General features: G+C 65.3%; 17 protein-coding genes. 13 read left to right on the top strand and 4 right to left on the bottom strand.

The annotated features are described in order from the left end of the window. Complete coding sequence (trmB, locus tag ABMA59_RS21965) at positions 1-702, top strand: tRNA (guanine(46)-N(7))-methyltransferase TrmB (RefSeq protein WP_349007526.1); 702 nt, start codon at positions 1-3, stop codon at positions 700-702. 184 nt (positions 703-886) lie between these two features. Here the strand turns inward: trmB and ABMA59_RS21970 are convergent, their stop codons facing one another. Next, positions 887-2,326, bottom strand: coding sequence for a sensor histidine kinase (locus ABMA59_RS21970; protein WP_349007527.1), 1,440 nt, complete (start codon positions 2,324-2,326; stop codon positions 887-889). Then, a complete protein-coding gene (locus ABMA59_RS21975) occupies positions 2,323-3,000 on the bottom strand; it encodes a response regulator transcription factor (protein WP_349007528.1) in 678 nt (225 codons plus the stop codon). Before ABMA59_RS21975 ends, ABMA59_RS21970 begins: the two co-directional genes overlap by 4 nt. Before the next feature lie 75 nt (positions 3,001-3,075). Between ABMA59_RS21975 and ABMA59_RS21980 the strand changes: the two genes are divergently transcribed. From ABMA59_RS21980 to ABMA59_RS21995, 4 genes are all read left to right on the top strand, one after another. Next, on the top strand, positions 3,076-4,143 hold the full coding sequence (locus ABMA59_RS21980) for an ABC transporter substrate-binding protein (RefSeq protein WP_349007529.1): 1,068 nt from the start codon (positions 3,076-3,078) through the stop codon (positions 4,141-4,143). 311 nt (positions 4,144-4,454) lie between these two features. Further along, positions 4,455-5,399, top strand: a complete 945-nt coding sequence (locus ABMA59_RS21985; RefSeq protein WP_349007530.1) for a Bug family tripartite tricarboxylate transporter substrate binding protein — start codon at positions 4,455-4,457, stop codon at positions 5,397-5,399. After that, on the top strand, positions 5,396-5,881 hold the full coding sequence (locus ABMA59_RS21990; protein WP_349007531.1) for a tripartite tricarboxylate transporter TctB family protein: 486 nt from the start codon (positions 5,396-5,398) through the stop codon (positions 5,879-5,881). Before ABMA59_RS21985 ends, ABMA59_RS21990 begins: the two co-directional genes overlap by 4 nt. A 10-nt stretch (positions 5,882-5,891) precedes the next feature. Continuing rightward, a complete protein-coding gene (locus ABMA59_RS21995; protein ID WP_349007532.1) occupies positions 5,892-7,436 on the top strand; it encodes a tripartite tricarboxylate transporter permease in 1,545 nt (514 codons plus the stop codon). Positions 7,437-7,463: 27 nt separating this feature from the next. On the opposite strand, the gene ABMA59_RS22000 is transcribed toward ABMA59_RS21995, so the two are convergent. Continuing rightward, on the bottom strand, positions 7,464-7,622 hold the full coding sequence (locus tag ABMA59_RS22000; RefSeq protein ID WP_349007533.1) for a hypothetical protein: 159 nt from the start codon (positions 7,620-7,622) through the stop codon (positions 7,464-7,466). A gap of 291 nt (positions 7,623-7,913) precedes the next feature. Between ABMA59_RS22000 and rimP the strand changes: the two genes are divergently transcribed. The 7 genes from rimP to truB are packed head-to-tail and all read left to right on the top strand — an operon-like array spanning position 7,914 to position 15,500. Next, positions 7,914-8,528: a ribosome maturation factor RimP gene (gene rimP, locus ABMA59_RS22005; protein WP_349007534.1), complete on the top strand. Its 615-nt coding sequence runs from the start codon at positions 7,914-7,916 to the stop codon at positions 8,526-8,528. Between the two features lie 37 nt (positions 8,529-8,565). After that, positions 8,566-10,155, top strand: coding sequence for a transcription termination factor NusA (gene nusA / locus ABMA59_RS22010; protein ID WP_349007535.1), 1,590 nt, complete (start codon positions 8,566-8,568; stop codon positions 10,153-10,155). A gap of 29 nt (positions 10,156-10,184) precedes the next feature. Beyond that, positions 10,185-10,835, top strand: coding sequence for an RNA-binding protein (locus ABMA59_RS22015; protein WP_349007536.1), 651 nt, complete (start codon positions 10,185-10,187; stop codon positions 10,833-10,835). Next, positions 10,832-13,672, top strand: coding sequence for a translation initiation factor IF-2 (gene infB, locus ABMA59_RS22020; RefSeq protein ID WP_349007537.1), 2,841 nt, complete (start codon positions 10,832-10,834; stop codon positions 13,670-13,672). Before ABMA59_RS22015 ends, infB begins: the two co-directional genes overlap by 4 nt. Beyond that, positions 13,669-14,106, top strand: coding sequence for a hypothetical protein (locus tag ABMA59_RS22025; protein ID WP_349007538.1), 438 nt, complete (start codon positions 13,669-13,671; stop codon positions 14,104-14,106). The genes infB and ABMA59_RS22025 overlap by 4 nt, the downstream gene beginning before the upstream one ends. 30 nt (positions 14,107-14,136) lie before the next feature. Beyond that, positions 14,137-14,532, top strand: coding sequence for a 30S ribosome-binding factor RbfA (gene rbfA, locus ABMA59_RS22030; protein WP_349007539.1), 396 nt, complete (start codon positions 14,137-14,139; stop codon positions 14,530-14,532). Further along, positions 14,532-15,500 carry a tRNA pseudouridine(55) synthase TruB gene (gene truB, locus ABMA59_RS22035; RefSeq protein WP_349007540.1) on the top strand — a complete coding sequence of 323 codons (969 nt, stop codon included), beginning with the start codon at positions 14,532-14,534 and terminating at the stop codon, positions 15,498-15,500. Before rbfA ends, truB begins: the two co-directional genes overlap by 1 nt. 195 nt (positions 15,501-15,695) lie before the next feature. Here truB and ABMA59_RS22040 read toward each other — a convergent pair whose 3' ends face one another. Beyond that, complete coding sequence (locus tag ABMA59_RS22040; protein ID WP_349007593.1) at positions 15,696-16,730, bottom strand: hypothetical protein; 1,035 nt, start codon at positions 16,728-16,730, stop codon at positions 15,696-15,698. A gap of 276 nt (positions 16,731-17,006) precedes the next feature. Here ABMA59_RS22040 and rpsO point away from each other — a divergent pair, with 276 nt between their 5' ends. Next, a complete protein-coding gene (gene rpsO / locus ABMA59_RS22045; protein ID WP_349007541.1) occupies positions 17,007-17,276 on the top strand; it encodes a 30S ribosomal protein S15 in 270 nt (89 codons plus the stop codon). Positions 17,277-17,327: the final 51 nt, after the last annotated feature.

Genomic DNA, 17,327 nt, shown 5'->3' on the forward strand with positions numbered 1-17,327 from the left:
ATGACCGGCTCCGAAAGGCCGAGCCGCTCCACCGAAGGTTTCTTCGGTAGGCGGCGCGGCCGGCCCGTTGGGTCGCAGCAGGCTGTTGCGCTGAGCACTGGCCTGGAACGATACCGGCTCGACCTTTCCGTCCCCTGCCCCGCCGGCCCGGCCGCGCTCTTTCCGATCCCGGTTGCGGCGATCCGCCTTGAGATCGGTTTCGGCGGAGGGGAACATCTCCTGCATGCGGCAACCGCCGAACCGGGCGTCGGCTTCATCGGCGTCGAGCCCTTCGTCAACAGCATGGCGAAATTGCTGGCGCGGGTCGAGGCGGAGCCCCGTCCGAACCTGCGCGTCTATGACGACGACGCCATCCGCGTTCTGGACTGGCTGCCGCCCGCCTGCCTCGACCGCATCGATCTTTTCTATCCGGACCCCTGGCCCAAGAAAAAGCATTGGAAGCGGCGCTTCGTCAGCCGGGTCAATCTCGACAGGTTTGCCCGCGTGCTGAAAAGCGGCGGGCTGTTCCGCTTCGCTTCCGACATCGACACCTATGTCAACTGGACGCTGCTCCATTGTCGGGCGCATCCGGATTTTTCCTGGCTGGCGACCGAAGCTGCGGACTGGCACCAGCCCTTTGCCGGCTGGCCGGGCACCCGTTACGAGGCGAAGGCGCTGCGCGAAAACCGCCGGCCGGCCTATCTGACTTTTCGGCGGGCGTGATCCTCCGCGTCACGTCAATCGGTGCCGAATGGACGTCGCCGTCAACGCGGAACCCGGAAAGAAGCCGTTGCGGCAAGCCCGCAAGGGGTCTTCGTCAGGTCAAATTTGCTTTTTCAGATTATTTTTCGGGCAAGCTACTGAAATCATTGAATTTTCAGAACATGCCGAGGCAAGTAGAAATCGATTACCGGGCCGCCTGCGGAACATTGCCTGCTTCGCCGTTTGCCGGCACACTTTCCGAAAAAGCCTGCGGAAACAACACTCTCACCTTGAGCCCCTTGCCACCCCCGGGCTGCAACAGGCTGAGCGACCCGCCGAACAGCGCCGCGATCTCCTCGACGATCGGCAGGCCGAGCCCTGCCCCCGGTTTTGCCTTGCCGCCGCCCCTGGCAAAGCGCCTTCGCACCAGCACGATCTCTTCCGCCGAAAGCCCCGGCCCGTTGTCCTCGACCTCCAAAACAACGCCGGCGTCACGGCAAACCCGCACCGTCACCTCGGCCCCGGAGCCGGCGTAAGTTATTGAATTGTCGATCAGATTCCGGACAAGTTCGCCGATCAGCAGCGCATCGGCGCGGATGGACAGCGGCTCGTCGCCCTCAAAGCCGAGGTCGATGCCGGCGGCATTGGCGCGCATGATGTGATCGGTTGTCACGTCCCGTGCCAGTGCCGCAAGATCGAGCGATTCCAAGGCCTTGAGCTTTTCGGACGATGCCGCGTCGATCTTCGCCAGCAGCAGAAGCTGCGCCAGAACACGCTCGGCATGCGCCACCGCCTCGTCGCCGGCCCGCGCCGCCTCTCTCGCTTCAGCCAGCGAGCCGGCGCGTCCCGCGAGGGCGAGCTGGGTCCGGATGATCGCCATCGGCGTGCGAAGCTGGTGGCTGGCGTTTCCGGTGAAGTGCCGCATCGCCTCCAGGGCCGAATTCAGTCGTGCCATGAAGGAGTTAACGGTGTCGACCAGGCCGTGCACCTCCTGTGGGACCACTTGCTCGATCGGCTTCAGATCGTCCGGGCTGCGTTCGGCGATGGCATCCCGCAACCGGTAGAGCGGCCGCAGCGAAGCGCTGACCGCGAACCAGACGATCAGCGCAGCGCCCGCGATCAGCACGCCCAGCCTCAGCGCCGAGCGGATCAGGATCGCCCGCGCGAGTTGGCTGCGCGCGATCGTCGTTTCGGCCACCGTCACCACGAACGGGATCGAATTGGTGCCGGTCGAGGCCGAGCGCGCCAGCACGGCCAGCCGGATCGGTTCGCCCCGGAACGTGGAATCCGCGTAAGCCGTTGTTTCCCTTGTCACGCCGTCGATGGTCGGCAAGGTCTCGTAACCGGTGATGAAGGTGCCCGGCGGCCCGTCGACGCGATAGAAGACGCGATCCTGCGCGGCCGAGGTGAGCATTTCCAGAGCGACATACGGGATGTCGACTTCGAGCGTGGCGTCCTCGCCGACCACCACACGCTCGGCGATCGCCAGCGCCGACCCCGCCAGAACCCGGTCGGATACGGTGTTGGCGGTGGCGACTGCCTCGCGATAGGTGTCAACCAGCGCCAGCAACCCAACCAGCACCAGCGGAGCCAGCAGCCAGGCCAGCAGCCGGCGGCGGAGCGAATAGGCCGGGCGCTCCGTCATCCCAGCGGCTTCGACAATTCGAGATAGTAGCCGATTCCGCGCGCCGTCCTCACCGTAAGTCCGTACGGTGCAAGGCGCTTGCGCAGCCGGCTGACATATTGCTCGATCGCGTTGGCGCTGAGATCGTCGTCGAAGCCGGCCAGGGACTCGATGATCGCCTGTTTCGGAACGACCTTTCCCGAACGCAGGAAAAGCGTCTCCAAAAGACTGCGCTCGCGGGCCGGAAGATCGATCGGCGCGCCGCCGGCCGAAAACGAGCGGGCATTGAGGTCGAAAGTCACCTCGCCCACCGAAACGGTCGTGGCCTTCAGCCCGACGCGGCGGCGCAGCAGCATGCGGACACGAGCTTCCAATTCGTCCACGTCGAAAGGTTTTGTCATGTAGTCGTCGGCGCCGAGATCGAGGCCGCGAACCCGATCGTCGAGCTGGCCGCGCGCCGAAAGGATCAGCACGCTGGCGCCGTCCTGCCTCGCCCGCAGCGCGCGCAACACGTCCAGCCCGTCCATATCAGGCAGGTTGAGGTCGAGAACGACGAGGTCGAAGCGCTCGGCGGCGAGCACGGCCATCGCGGCCGCACCGTCCGCGACCGCGTCGACGGCATAGCCGCCGCCCCTCAGCACCGTCGCCAGGCCGCGCGCAAGCGCCGGGTTGTCCTCGACTACCAGAATGCGCATCCGCCCTCCTGGCATTACATTAGCCAGCGTCGGAAAGGTTGTGAACATCGCAGACGTCGGGCATGTTTGCTTGCCATGCGCCTCGCCACAGGCATTGTTGCCCTCCTCCTCACCACCGCTTCGGCGCTTGCCGACCCGCTGGATTTCCCGGCGCTCGACGGCAATGCCCAGGCGCGGGTTCTGACGGTCTATTCGTCGCTCGACACGCCGATCGCCAAACCGATGATCGCCGGGTTCCAGAAGGCCAATCCCGACGTGGCGCTGCGCTACGAGGAGATGCTGACCAGCGACATCTACGACCGCATCGTCGCCGAGACGGACGCCGGCCGGAAGACCGCCGACTTCGCCTTCTCCTCGGCCATGGACCTGCAAGTTAAACTCGCCAATGACGGCTATGCGCAGCAGAGCGACCTGCCGGGCAGCGCACGCTGGCCGCGCTGGGCGAACTGGCGCAACACCGCCTATGCACTCACCTTCGAGCCGGCCGTCTTCGTTTATCACAAGCCGAGTTTCCGCGACGCACCCCCGCCGGCGACGCGCGGCCAGTTCGTCGACTATCTCAAGGCGCAGGGCGACCAGGTGTTCGGCCGCATCGCCACCTATGACATCGAGCGCTCCGGCGTCGGCTTCATGTTCCTGTCCCGCGACCAGGAGCAGTTTCCCGACATCTGGTCGGTGGTGCGTGCCATGGGCGGGGCCGGCGTGAAACTCTATTCGACCAGTTCGGCCATTCTCGAACGCATCGCCGACGGTCGCTTCGTGCTCGGCTACAACATTCTGGGCTCCTATGCCGCCGATTGGGCCGCTCACAATCCGGATGTCGGCATCATGCTGCCGGAGGACTATACGATCGTCATGTCGCGTATCGGCCTGGTGCCGAAGGCGGCCAACGCGCCCGACCTCGGCCGCAAATATCTCGACTATTTCATGTCGGACGAAGGCCAGAGCGTCATGGCGCGCGAACTGCACATCGCTGCCGTCAACCCCGACATTTCCGGCGAGAATACCGCCAACTCGATGCAGGAGGCGATCGGCGGCCAGTTGCGCCCCGTGCCCGTCACACCCGGCCTGATGGTTTATCTCGACCAGGTGAAAAGGCAGCGGCTGATCAAGCGCTGGAACGAGGCGTTGCGCGGGCAGTAGAATTGCCCGGCAATGTCGGGCATGATCGGCTCTTGGCGTCAGCTAAATGACAGCTTGGCGCTGTAACGTGGTTCCCCAGTTGCCGTGGAGGCGGCAGGCTGAGGGCCTGCGTAAACCTTGGACGGCAAAAGGGGTTCGGGAGGACTTCGCAACATCTCATCGCGGGCTTTGGCCCGGCGACGCGGAACCGGTTCACAAGGCCGGGTCTTGTTCCGTCATCGGCGTGGAGACATCCATGCCGATCCGGCAACGAAAATGCCATTTCGGCGCGGCCGCGCATCGCGGTCACGCAATACCAAGGAGGAAATTCGGTGAAACATTTCGTCTACGCAACGCTTCTGACCGGGCTTCTCGCCCTGCCGGCGCAGGCCGCGGACTATAAGATCCTGGCACCCGCCGCCCCCGGCGGCGGCTGGGACCAGACGGCGCGCTCGATGCAGGCCGCCCTTCAGGACGAAGGCATTTCCGGCAATGTGCAGGTCACCAACGTGCCTGGCGCCGGCGGAACGATCGGCCTTGCGCAGTTCGTCAACCAGGCGAACGGCGACCCGACCCAGCTCATCGTCGGCGGCTACGTCATGGTCGGCGCTATCCTCACCAATGCATCGCCGGTGACGCTCGAGCAGGTGACGCCGATCGCCCGCCTGACCGGCGAATACGAGGCGATCGTCGTACCGGCCGCCTCCGACATCAAGGACATGGCCGGCCTGGTCGAGAAGCTGAAGGCCGATCCCGGCGCAGTCTCCTGGGGCGGCGGCTCGGCCGGCGGCACCGACCACATTACGGCAGGGCTGATCGCCAAAGCGATCGGCGTCGATCCGACCAAGGTCAACTACATCGCGTTTTCCGGCGGCGGCGAAGCGCTGGCCGCGATTCTCGGCAATCAGGTTACGGTCGGTATCTCCGGCTACGGCGAGTTCGCCTCACAGATCCAGGCCGGCACGTTGCGCATCATCGGCATCTCCAGCGACGAGCGCGTTCCCGGCATCGACGCGCCGACCTTCAAGGAAGGCGGCGTCGACGTGTCGATCCAGAACTGGCGCATGGTCGCCGCCGCGCCCGGCATTTCCGCCGAGCAGAAGGCCGCGATCCTGGCAGATATCGAGAAGCTGAACGGCTCGGCCGCTTGGACGAAGACGCTGGCCGACAAGGGCTGGGCGAACACGTACCTCGCCGGCGACGCCTTCACCGAGCAGCTCAAGAAGGACACCAACGCCACCGGCGCGATCCTCAAGGACATCGGCCTGGTCAAATGAGCCTCAACGGCGGACCGAGAGAGGAGCGCCGTCCCGACCGGGCGGCGCTCATCATAGCCATCGTCCTGGTGCTTGCCGGGCTCGGCATGGGCTGGGGAACCTTTGCGTCGGGCGGCGTTTCGATGAACACGCCGGTCGGGCCGAAGACCGTACCCTACATCATCGCCGGAGCGCTGGTCCTGCTCGGTCTCCTGACGGCGGTTGCGGCCATGCGCGGCGACTTTCCCGAGCGCGAGCGGCAGGACTTTCCGCCCATGCTATGGATCATCGGCGGGCTCGCGGTGCAGTTGCTGACGATGAAAAGCATCGGCTTCTCGATCGCCACCGGCCTGCTTTTCGCTGCCACAGCGAAGGGCTTCGGCAAGGGCCCGCTGTGGAAGACGATCCCGATCGGCATCGTCTTTTCCTTCGCGGTCTGGCTGCTGTTTGCCAAGGGCCTGCAATTGACCCTGCCGGCCGGCCCGCTCGAACGGCTCTTCTAGAGAGATCAAAATGAACACGTTCGAACTGCTTGGCCAGGGTCTGCTCACCGCCCTGCAATGGTCGAACCTGCTCTACGCCCTGATCGGCGTGACGCTGGGTACCGCCGTCGGCGTACTGCCCGGCATCGGGCCGGCGCTGACCGTGGCGCTGCTCCTGCCCGTCACCTACAAGCTCGACCCATCGGGCTCACTGATCATGTTCGCCGGCATCTATTACGGCGGCATGTATGGCGGGTCGACGACCTCGATCCTGCTCAACACGCCCGGCGAAAGCGCCTCGATCGTCACCGCGCTGGAGGGCAACAAGATGGCGCGCGCCGGACGCGGCGGACCGGCGCTGGCAACGGCCGCGATCGGGTCTTTCGTGGCCGGCCTGCTGGCGACGCTCGGGCTCGCCTTCATCGCGCCGTCCGTGGTGAGTTTCGCGCTGTCTTTCGGTCCCTCGGAATATTTCGCGCTGATGCTGCTCGCTTTCATGACGGTTTCGGCCGCCTTCGGCGATTCGACGCTGCGCGGCCTGACATCGCTGGTGATCGGCCTTGCGCTCGGCCTCATCGGCATCGATCAGTTGACCGGTCAGGCACGGCTGACCATGGGCCTTCCGAACCTCTTCGACGGCATTTCGGTGACGACGCTGGCAGTGGCGCTGTTCGCTATCGGCGAGACGCTGGCAGTTGTAGCAACCCACGCCTTCGGCGGCGAAAAGGTGGAGGCGATCAAAGGCTCTGTGATGATGACCAAGGAAGACTGGAAGCGGTCCTGGGTGCCGTGGCTGCGCGGCACGGCGATAGGCTTCCCGATCGGCGCCATGCCGGCCGGCGGCGCGGATGTGTCGTCCTTCCTGTCCTACTCGGCGGAACGCAATTTCTCGAAACATCCGGAAGAATTCGGCAAAGGCGCCATCGAGGGCGTCGCGGGGCCGGAAGCCGCAAACAACGCCTCCGCCGCCGGCACGCTGGTGCCGCTGCTGACGCTCGGCCTGCCGACCACGGCGACGGCGGCGATCATGCTCGCCGGATTCCAGCAGTTCGGACTTCAGCCCGGACCGCTGCTGTTCGCCACCAACGCGCCGCTGGTCTGGGGGTTGATCGCCAGCCTGCTGGTCGCCAATTTCATGCTTCTGGTATTGAACCTACCGCTGATCGGGCTGTGGGTGAAACTGCTCACCATTCCGCGGCCGTGGCTCTATGCCGGCATTCTGGTTTTCGCCACGCTGGGCACGATCGGCGCCGACGGCTCGACATCCTATATCGGGCCGGTGCCGATCTCGTTCGGGCTGGGGCTGCTGCTCGCTTTCGGCGTACTCGGCTATCTTCTGCGGCGGTTCGGCTATCCGATAGCACCGGTGGTCGTCGGTCTCATCCTCGGTCCCATGGCGGAGAAGAGCCTGCGGCAAGCCTTGCAAATCAGCCAGGGCAATCCGATGACGCTGTTCCATTCCTGGATCGCGGTCGTGCTCTGGCTGCTGGCGCTGACGGCCGTTCTGCTGCCGCTGTATCTGCGCTATCGCGGCAAGGGCAAAGTGCTGACGCAGTTCGGCACCGACGAGGACTAACCCTCGCTCACCTGGCGGAAAAGCCTGTTACTGGCCGATTCGACGGAACTGCTCAGGATCGATGCCGAGCGTGCGCAGGTCGCGAGCGGCCGGCTGGCGGCCACGTTCGACCGCAGATGCGGCCGCGACAGCGCTGCCGAAGATCTCAATGAATTCGCCTATGGTCCGGCGGGTGCGGGTCGACATTGTCTTGTCCTTTCGCATTGTGCGATGCAACAAAGATAATATCGCCCGTGCGAAGACAGTAGGGGCCGGACCGCAAGGCAGGCATGCGCGGACAGCACATCTGTATGAGAACGTAGCCAGCTCGGTACGGTCTCAATTTCACCCGCTGTTCACAAATTCATAGGCCGACGCGTTGGTGGTTGAAAATGCCCCTCGCATGGTTTATCTGATCCCTAAATTCTTGGTCGGTATGACGAAGAGTGGGTCCTCCCGGTCCCGCTCTTTTTTATTACCCGGGCCGCTGGAGATTAAATGACGGCCGAACAAGGCGCACAGGACGACCGGATCATCCGCGAAAGCGGCACCGAAGCGCGGGTCGCGGCGATCATCGCGCCGGTGCTGCGCGCGACCGGTTTCCGCCTCGTGCGGGTGCGGCTGATGGGCCAGAACGGCCTGACCTTGCAGATCATGGCGGAGCGCGAGGACGGCACCATGACGGTCGAGGATTGCGAAGAGGTCAGCCGCGCGATTTCGCCGGCGCTGGACGTGGATGATCCGATCGATAAGGCGTATCATCTGGAGGTTTCGTCGCCCGGCATCGACCGGCCGCTGGTGCGCAAGTCGGATTTCGTCACCTGGACCGGACATCAGGTGAAGATGGAAACCTCCATCCTTGTCGCCGAGCGCAAGCGCTTCAAGGGCAAGATCGCCGAGGCGGGCGAGACCGACGTGCTGATCGAGCGGGACATGCCCGCCTACGGCGTCGAGCCGACGGTGCGGGTGCCTTACGAGGCCATCGGCGAGGCGCGGCTGGTGCTGACCGACGACCTCATCCGCGACGCGCTGTCGAAGGACAATCGGGCCCGCAAGGAAGCGCGCAAGCGCCGCGGCGAGACCGACGAAGAAGACACAACGGAAAATGAATGAGCACCCGGCATAGCCGGCGAAGTTCAGGGAGATAAAAATGGTAGTCAGTGCGAACAGGCTGGAGCTGCTGCAGATCGCCGACGCGGTCGCGCGCGAGAAGTCGATCGACAAGGGGATCGTGATCGCCGCCATGGCGGACGCGATCCAGAAGGCGGCGCGCTCGCGCTACGGCCAGGAGACCAACATCCGCGCCGACATCAATCCCAGCACCGGCGAGATGAAGCTGCAGCGGCTGATGGAAGTGGTCGAAACCGTCGACGACTATGCGACGCAGATCGCGCTGTCCTCGGCGCGCGAACGCAACCCCGACGCCGAGCTCGGCGACTTCATCGCCGAGCAGCTGCCGCCGATGGATTTCGGCCGTATCGCCGCCCAGTCGGCCAAGCAGGTCATCGTGCAGAAGGTACGCGAGGCCGAGCGTGACCGGCAGTTCGACGAATATAAGGACCGCATCGGCGAGATCGTCAACGGCACGGTCAAGCGCGTCGAATACGGCAACGTCATCGTCGACCTCGGCCGCGGCGAGGCGATCATCCGCCGCGACGAGCTGATCCCGCGCGAGAACTACAAGTACGGCGACCGCGTGCGCGCCTATGTCTATGACGTCAGGCGCGAGCAGCGCGGCCCGCAGATTTTCCTCAGCCGCACCCACCCGCAGTTCATGGCGAAGCTGTTCACCATGGAAGTGCCGGAAATCTATGACGGCATCATCGAGATCAAGTCGGTCGCCCGCGACCCGGGCTCGCGCGCCAAGATCGCCGTGATCTCGCGCGATTCGTCCATCGATCCGGTCGGCGCCTGCGTCGGCATGCGCGGTTCTCGCGTGCAGGCGGTGGTTGCCGAACTGCAGGGCGAGAAGATCGACATCATCCCGTGGTCGCCTTCGGCCGCCTCCTTCATCGTCAACGCGCTGCAGCCGGCGGAAGTCGCCAAGGTTGTGCTCGACGAGGACGCCGAGCGCATCGAGGTGGTGGTTCCCGACGACCAGCTTTCGCTGGCGATCGGCCGCCGCGGCCAGAATGTGCGGCTTGCCTCGCAACTCACCGGCTGGGATATCGACATCCTGACCGAGCAGGAAGAATCGGAGCGCCGCCAGAAGGAATTCGTCGAGCGCTCGAAGCTGTTCATGGACGCGCTCAACGTCGACGAGATGGTCGGCCAGGTGCTGGCGTCGGAAGGTTTCACCAGCGTCGAGGAAGTGGCCTATGTCGATGCCGACGAGATTTCGTCGATCGACGGCTTCGACGAGGACACGGCCGGCGAGATCCAGTCGCGCGCCCGCGACTATCTGGAGAAGATCGAGGCCGAGCACGACGCCAAGCGCAAGCAGCTCGGCGTCCAGGACGAGTTGCGCGAAATCCCGGGCATGACCACCGCCATGATGGTGACGCTCGGCGAGGACGGCGTGAAGACGGTCGAGGATTTCGCCGGCTACGCCGTCGACGACCTCGTCGGCTGGAAGGAGCGCAAGGACGGCGAGACCAAGATATTCCCCGGCGTTCTGGCCAATCACGAAGTGTCGCGCGCCGACGCCGAACAGATGGTGCTTGCGGCGCGGCTGAAGGCAGGATGGATCACCGAGGACGAACTCGTCGCCGAGGAAGCCGCCGAGCCGGCGGATGCATGAGGTGACCCATCGCCAGTCCCCTCGACGAGATGAACGATCGCACCTGCATCGTTTCGCGCGAACGGCGCGAGCCGGATGAACTGATCCGGTTCGTCGTCGGTCCCGACGGCGCGGTCGTTCCAGACCTCAAGAGAAAACTGCCCGGCCGCGGTTGCTGGGTGAGCGCCGACCGCCTACATGTGGAGAAGGCGGTCGCGAAGAATTCCTTTGCGCGTGCCTTCAAACGGCAGGTCGACGTTTCCCCTCATCTCGCAGACCAGGTCGACCAGATCATGGTGAAGTCTGCGCTGGGCGCCGTCGGTCTCGCAAGAAAGGCCGGAGCGGTTGCATTGGGCGCCGCGAAGGTCGACAATGCGGTGCGTAGCGGCGAAGCGCTCTGCGTGCTCCATGCCACGGATGCGTCTCAGGACGGCGTCCGCAAGATTACCCAGGCCAGGCGGGCGACAGCCCATCTCGGCGGACCGGAAATCCATGCCTATAAACTTTTTTCGGAAGCCGAATTGAGTTTGGCATTGGGCGGGACAAATGTGATACATGCTGCCGTTCTCGCTGAGGAGGCGGGAAAGGCGGCAGAAAAGCGTCTCATGGCGCTCGACCGCTACCGGGGCGGCTCCCCGGAAGATCAGGCGATGTTTGCGGCGATCGCCGAAGACGAGACAGCCGCAGAGGATATGGAATGAGCGATACGAAATCCGGCGACGACAATACGTTGACCGTCAACACCAAGAAGACGCTGAGCCTGAAACCGGCCGGCGTCACGCAGGGCATCGTGCGCCAGAATTTCTCCCATGGCCGCACGAAGCAGGTCGTCGTCGAAACCAAGAAGCGCAAGTTCTCGATGCCGGGCGATCGCCAGGAACCGGCGCAGGCTCCGGTGTTGACGCCACGGCCGCAGCAGCAGCCGGCGCCCGCTCCGGCAGCAGCCGCTGCTCCGCAGCCGGTCGCTCCGAGGCCGCAGCCCACCCCGCCGCCCGTGGTCGCAAAGCCGCAGGTCGCGGCGCCAGTGGTCGCGGCTCCTCCGCCGGTGGCGGCTCCTCAACCGGCGGCACCGCCCAAGCCGCAACCCACGGTCGCCGCTCAGCCGGCCGCGCCGCGCCCCCAGCCTGCTCCGCAAGCTCCGGTGGCCGCCAGGCCGCAGCCGGTTGGGTCACGTCCTCAGCCGACCGGACCGCGTCCCCAGTCACCCTCCTCGCGTCCCCAGGCACCGGCGCCGCGCCCGCAGTCCGAGCGAAGCGGCATGGTGCTGAACGAACTTTCCAGAGGCGAGATCGAGGCCCGCCGCCGCGCACTCGAAGGTTCTCATGCCCGTGAGCAGGAGGATCGCCAGCGCGCTGTTATCGAAGCCAAGCGCCGCCAGGAAGACGAAGAGCAGCGCAAGCGCGAGCGCGAGGCTTCCGCCCGCCGTCAGGCCGAGGAAGAGGCTCGCCTTCAGAAGGAAGCCGAAGCCCGCCGCCGCTCGGAGGAAGAAGCGCGCCGGCGTGCGCCGCAGTTGGAACCCAACCAGAGCGACGACGACGCCGAGGTGCGGCCGCGCGGAGGCGCGGGCGCCGGACTTCGTGGCGCACCGCCGCGCAGGCTGGCTACTCCCGAACTCGCCAAGCCGACGCGCACGCGCGGCGAGGATGACCGCCGTCGTGGCAAGCTGACCGTCAGTTCCGCGACCGGAGACGAGGATTCGCGTTCGCGCTCGCTCTCGTCGATGCGCCGCCGCCAGGAGAAGTTCAAGCGCGCCATGCATCAGGAGCCGCGCGAGAAGATTTCGCGCGAGGTCGTGCTGCCGGAGACGATCACCATCCAGGAACTGGCGCAGCGCATGTCCGAGCGCGCGGTGGACGTCGTCAAGTATTTCATGAAGCAGGGCCAGATTCTCAAGCCCGGCGACGTGCTCGACGCCGACACCGCAGAACTAGTGGCGTCGGAATTCGGCCACACGGTTCGCCGTGTCGCGGAGTCCGACATCGAGGAAGGTTTCTTCGGCGGTCCGGACAAGGACGAGGATTTGCAGCCGCGTCCGCCGGTGGTCACCATCATGGGCCACGTCGACCACGGCAAGACCTCGCTGCTCGATGCCATCCGCAACGCCAACGTCGTGTCCGGCGAGGCGGGCGGCATCACGCAACACATCGGCGCCTACCAGGTCGAGAAGAACGGCCAGAAGATCACCTTTATCGACACGCCCGGCCACGCGGCCTTCACGGCGATGCGCGCCCGCGGCGCCAACATCACCGACATTGCGGTGCTGGTGGTTGCGGCCGACGATTCGGTCATGCCGCAGACCATCGAGTCGATCAGCCACGCCAAGGCGGCAGGCGTGCCGATCATCGTGGCGATCAACAAGATCGACAAGCACGAGGCGGACCCGCAGAAGGTGCGTAGCGAATTGCTGCGCCACGAAGTGTTCGTCGAATCGATGGGCGGCGAGGTGCTCGATGTCGAGGTTTCGGCCAAGACGGGCGTGGGTCTCGACAAGCTGCTGGAAGCCATCCTGCTGCAGGCCGAAGTGCTCGATCTCAAGGCCAATCCCGACCGGACCGCCGAGGGCGTGGTCATCGAAGCCAAGCTCGACAAGGGCCGCGGCCCGGTGGCCACCGTGCTGGTGCAGACCGGCGACCTCCTGGTCGGCGACATCATCGTGGCCGGCAACGAATGGGGCCGCGTCCGCGCCCTGATCGACGATCGCGGCGAAACGCTGGAAGGCGCCCTGCCCTCGCAGCCGGTCGAGATTCTCGGCCTGCAGGGCACGCCGATGGCCGGCGACCGCTTCGCGGTGGTCGACTCGGAGGCCCGCGCCCGCGAGATCACCGAGTACCGCCAGCGCAAGGCGCGCGACAAGGCTGCCGCAAGGCATGTCAGCCAGCGCGGCTCGCTGGAGCAGATGATGTCGCAGCTTCAGGCGACCGGCATCAAGGAGTTCCCGCTGGTCATCAAGGGCGACGTGCAGGGTTCGGTCGAGGCGATCATCGTCGCCCTCGAAAAGCTCGGCACCGACGAGGTGCGCGCGCGCATCGTCCACAGCGGGGCCGGCGCGATCACCGAGAGCGACATCACGCTTGCCGAGACGGCGGGCGCGGCAGTCATCGGTTTCAACGTGCGCGCCAATCCGCAGGCGCGCCAGGCGGCTGAGCAGGCCGGACTCGAAATCCGCTACTACAACATCATCTACAACCTCGTGGATGACGTGAAGGCGGCGATGTCGGGCATGCTGTCGCCGGAACGCCGCGAGACCTTCATCGGCAATGCGGAGATCCTCGAGATCTTCGACATTACCAAGCTCGGCAAGGTCGCCGGCTGCCGTATCACCGAGGGCAAGGTGGAGCGTGGCGCGGGCGTGCGCCTGATCCGCGACAACATTGTTGTCCACGAGGGCACGCTGAAGACGCTGAAGCGGTTCAAGGACGAGGTGTCCGAGGTGCCGGTCGGCCAGGAGTGCGGCATGGCCTTCCAGAACTACGAGGACATGCGCGTCGGCGACGTCATCGAATGCTTCCGCGTCGAGATGGTGACCAGGTCACTTTGATCGGTTCGCGTCCTGCGTTCAAGATTGGAGCGGCGGCATTCACCGCCGCTCTCGTCTACACAGGAGCGGCTCTGGCCGAAGTCTGCGACAAGGTTGCTCCTGACTGGAACCCGGACTTGGGGCCGGCAACCGTAGGGAGCGAAGTTTTTCAGCTTGTCGTGTCGCCGGTATACATTTCAATTCTTGGATTGGCGGGCCTGGCAATAGCGATAGCCCGTTCCTTCCTGGCCTACTTCGTCGGCACAGGGTGCGTTCTCTTCGCCATCGCCATTTTCCTGGCGGACGGGCTTGAAAACGAGATCATTCAGGCGGCTGCACGGGAAGGCTGCATAACCGGTCAGCCGGTCATGGAAACGGCTTACGCAGTGACGGGACTTTTGGCGTTGGCTGCTGGGCTGATTGCAAGAAATCGCCGGATGAGAAATTCAAGCTAAGTACTCAGCGAACTAGAAGAAGAAGAGCTTATGACCACCGGCCCATCCCAGCGCATGCTTCGCGTCGGCGAACAGGTGCGCCACGCCCTGTCCGACGTTCTCACACGCGGCGAGGTGCGTGACGACATCATCGAATCCACGGTGATCTCGATCTCCGAGGTGCGCATGTCGCCGGACCTCAAGATCGCCACCGCCTTCGTCTCGCCACTGGGTGCGGCCGACAATGACGCGGTGATCAAGGCGCTGGCGCGGAACGCAAAATTCATCCGGGGCCGGGTCTCGGGCGCGCTGCGGCAGATGCGGTCGATGCCGGAATTCCGCTTCCGCCTCGACACCAGCTACGACAACATGTCCAAGATTGATCAGCTCCTACGTTCGCCGGAAGTGGCGCGCGACCTGGCAAAAGACGAGAAAGAAGAAGACTGATGGGCCGTCGCGGCAAGAAGAAGGGCCGGCCGGTCTCCGGCTGGCTGATCCTGGACAAGCCGGTCGGCATGGGTTCGACCGAGGCTGTCGCCAAGATCAAGTGGCTGTTCCAGGCAGAGAAGGCCGGACACGCCGGCACGCTCGATCCGCTGGCGTCGGGTATGCTGCCGATCGCGCTGGGCGAGGCGACGAAGACGGTGCCCTATGTGCAGGACGGCGCGAAAGTCTACCGCTTCACCGTCGCCTGGGGCGAGGAGCGCTCGACCGACGACCTTGAAGGGCCGGTGACGAAATCGTCCGACACGCGGCCGGTGCAAGCCGACATCGCTGCGCATCTGCCGAAATACACCGGCGTGATCATGCAGACGCCGCCGCAGTTCTCGGCCATCAAGATCGCCGGCGAACGCGCCTACGACCTCGCCCGCGAGGGCGAGACGGTCGACATTCCGGCCCGCGAGGTCGAGATCGGCCGGCTGGATATCATCGAGCATTCCGGCGACCGCACTGTCTTCGAGGTCCAATGCGGCAAGGGCACCTATGTGCGCTCGCTGGCGCGCGACCTCGGCCGCGACCTCGGCTGCTACGGCCATATCGCCGAACTCAGGCGCACCGAGGTCGACCCGTTCACGCCGGAGGATTTTGTCGTCCTGACCGACCTGGAAGCGGCCGCGCCGAAGCGGGAAGAGGCCGACGCCGAGGGCGCCCGCCCGTTCGTGCCGCAGGCCGAGCGTTTCGCGGCGATCGACGCTTTTCTGGTCGATACGGGCGCGGCTCTCGACTGCCTGCCGCAGGTGGCGGTCACCGACGACGCGGCGGCAAAACTCAGGCTCGGCAATTCGATCATCCTGCGCGGCCGCGACGCGCCGGTGCAGGCGGACGAGGCCTGTGCCACCGCGCGCGGGCGGCTGGTGGCGATCGGCGAGATCGAAGCCGGCCTGTTCAAGCCGAAACGGGTTTTTGCCGGCTGACCAGGCAAGGAATGAGGAAGGACTGGCTGCGCGGCCAGTCGTCCTCGCGGTCCAAACGTCTCCGATCGTCCTCCGAGCGGTCACCTTCTCCAACGGACGAGCGATGATCCTTGCGGACAGCACGGATCGACGCCACGCCGCGAAAATTTTCGCGTTGGCCTTCGCTCCTTCGCCGTCGCGTACTGCCGCGCGGCCTCAGGACGTGTCGGGAGACTGCAGTATCCAGCAGGCAAGCCCGTGAACGACGTCCAGCACCTCGTGCACCTCATGGGTGGGTTTTCGGCGCCAGCCCGGCGGGCGGCCGGGTTTCAGCGGCTCTATCCGCTGAAACTCGACCTTGCCGCGAGTTTCTTTGTTTCTCGCGCCTGCGGCGACATGACCTCCAGCCTGAGCAGCCGCGCTACCGGCCGCACTGTCTCGCGCAATCGCGGCGTCACGAGCTTCCCTCCTCCGCGCAAGCACGACATCGCGCCGCGCCTTCCAGCGGGCAAAACGTCTTGCCTGGCCCGGCAGATCGTCCAGGGCGGCAGCCAGCGCTTGCAGTCGGAGCGCCAGACGCTCCGCGTTTATCGGATCACGAGGCGATGGCGGTCGTGGAAAGGAAGATGGATCGGCGACGCCGGGAAACAGGATGCGCGGCACGCTGTGCGCGGGCTGGTAGCGGCGCTGGACGCGGAACGGGTCTCGCAGCGGATCGAGCAGCGGCAGGCTGAGCCGTTTCGGGCGGGCGGCGCGGATTTCCGCGGCCCGCCTGGCGGCTGCGGCACGCCTGAGATCGTCGCGCGACAGGGTGACGGCGATGCCGAAGCCGCGCAGCAGCGGTTCCGGGTTTTTCGGTTTCGGCTTTCGGGGTCGCAGCGGCGGTAGGGTCACCACCAGCCCGCGCGCGGCCACGATGATCAGGCGGCGCGCTGCCGCTTCGGCCGGACGCAGCAGTCTGAGAACGGCGCGGTGGAGACGGCGGGGAAGGGTAAGTGCCGGGGACAGTTTACTTTTTTCCGCCCGCGCCCGCCTTGAAGCGGCCGCGCCCTTCCGCGGAAAGAAAAAAAACTGTCCCCCAGCGCCAGGCTGCTCAGCGCCAGGCTCGCCAGCGCCCAACCCGGCACCGGCGTCGTGCCCGGCTGCATCACCAGGCGTGACGACCGCACCCAGCCCGGCCATGGCGACGAGCATGGCGAGGATTTGCCTCAGCGCCTCCCGGTTCTTCTCGATCGCCGCATTCCAGTCCATCGCCAACACAGCCGTTTCCTTTTCCGACACGGTCGGAGAGGATTATCGGCGAGGTCGGGAGGGGCGGGGAAAGCTTTCGGGAAAATATTCCTGACGGATGCTGACATGCGCGGGCTTTCCTGCCCCGAAACCCACACGATGCAAGGGGTATGGCTTTTGCCAGAAAATTGCACTATATGCGCGCCATCGCACAAAAACGAGCGATGCTAACGGCCCCTGCTGGACGACATCCCGGCTGAGGGCATCCCGTTTCCTCCAGATACAAGGAAAAACGCGATGTCGATCACTGCTGATCGCAAGAAAGAACTTATGACGGAATACGCGACCAAGGCGGGAGACACCGGGTCCCCCGAAGTCCAGGTCGCCATTCTCTCGGAGCGGATCAAGAACCTGACCGAGCACTTCAAGGGCCATGTGAAGGATAACCATTCCCGCCGCGGCCTGCTCGCTCTGGTGTCGCAGCGCCGCCGCCTGCTCGACTATCTGAAGGGCAAGGACGAAGGCCGCTACGCGACGCTGATCGAAAAGCTCGGCTTGCGCCGCTGACGAACTGACCGGCGGGCTTTTTGACGAAGCCCGCCGGTCGCGCATTCGGGC

The sequence above is a fragment of the Mesorhizobium yinganensis genome, assembly GCF_040081985.1.
GTDB classification, from domain to species: Bacteria; Pseudomonadota; Alphaproteobacteria; order Rhizobiales; family Rhizobiaceae; genus Kumtagia; species Kumtagia yinganensis.

Excerpts from the sequence above, each read along its gene's own strand:
- ABMA59_RS21970 (WP_349007527.1), bottom strand. The coding sequence starts at position 2,326 with ATGACGGAGCGCCCGGCCTATTCGCTCCGCCGCCGGCTGCTGGCCTGG.
- ABMA59_RS22040 (WP_349007593.1), bottom strand. The coding sequence starts at position 16,730 with ATGGACTGGAATGCGGCGATCGAGAAGAACCGGGAGGCGCTGAGGCAA.
- trmB (WP_349007526.1), top strand. The coding sequence starts at position 1 with ATGACCGGCTCCGAAAGGCCGAGCCGCTCCACCGAAGGTTTCTTCGGT.
- ABMA59_RS22000 (WP_349007533.1), bottom strand. The coding sequence starts at position 7,622 with ATGTCGACCCGCACCCGCCGGACCATAGGCGAATTCATTGAGATCTTC.
- rbfA (WP_349007539.1), top strand. The coding sequence starts at position 14,137 with ATGACCACCGGCCCATCCCAGCGCATGCTTCGCGTCGGCGAACAGGTG.
- ABMA59_RS21980 (WP_349007529.1), top strand. The coding sequence starts at position 3,076 with ATGCGCCTCGCCACAGGCATTGTTGCCCTCCTCCTCACCACCGCTTCG.
- rimP (WP_349007534.1), top strand. The coding sequence starts at position 7,914 with ATGACGGCCGAACAAGGCGCACAGGACGACCGGATCATCCGCGAAAGC.
- ABMA59_RS21995 (WP_349007532.1), top strand. The coding sequence starts at position 5,892 with ATGAACACGTTCGAACTGCTTGGCCAGGGTCTGCTCACCGCCCTGCAA.
- infB (WP_349007537.1), top strand. The coding sequence starts at position 10,832 with ATGAGCGATACGAAATCCGGCGACGACAATACGTTGACCGTCAACACC.
- ABMA59_RS21990 (WP_349007531.1), top strand. The coding sequence starts at position 5,396 with ATGAGCCTCAACGGCGGACCGAGAGAGGAGCGCCGTCCCGACCGGGCG.
- truB (WP_349007540.1), top strand. The coding sequence starts at position 14,532 with ATGGGCCGTCGCGGCAAGAAGAAGGGCCGGCCGGTCTCCGGCTGGCTG.
- ABMA59_RS21975 (WP_349007528.1), bottom strand. The coding sequence starts at position 3,000 with ATGCGCATTCTGGTAGTCGAGGACAACCCGGCGCTTGCGCGCGGCCTG.
- rpsO (WP_349007541.1), top strand. The coding sequence starts at position 17,007 with ATGTCGATCACTGCTGATCGCAAGAAAGAACTTATGACGGAATACGCG.
- ABMA59_RS22015 (WP_349007536.1), top strand. The coding sequence starts at position 10,185 with ATGAACGATCGCACCTGCATCGTTTCGCGCGAACGGCGCGAGCCGGAT.
- nusA (WP_349007535.1), top strand. The coding sequence starts at position 8,566 with ATGGTAGTCAGTGCGAACAGGCTGGAGCTGCTGCAGATCGCCGACGCG.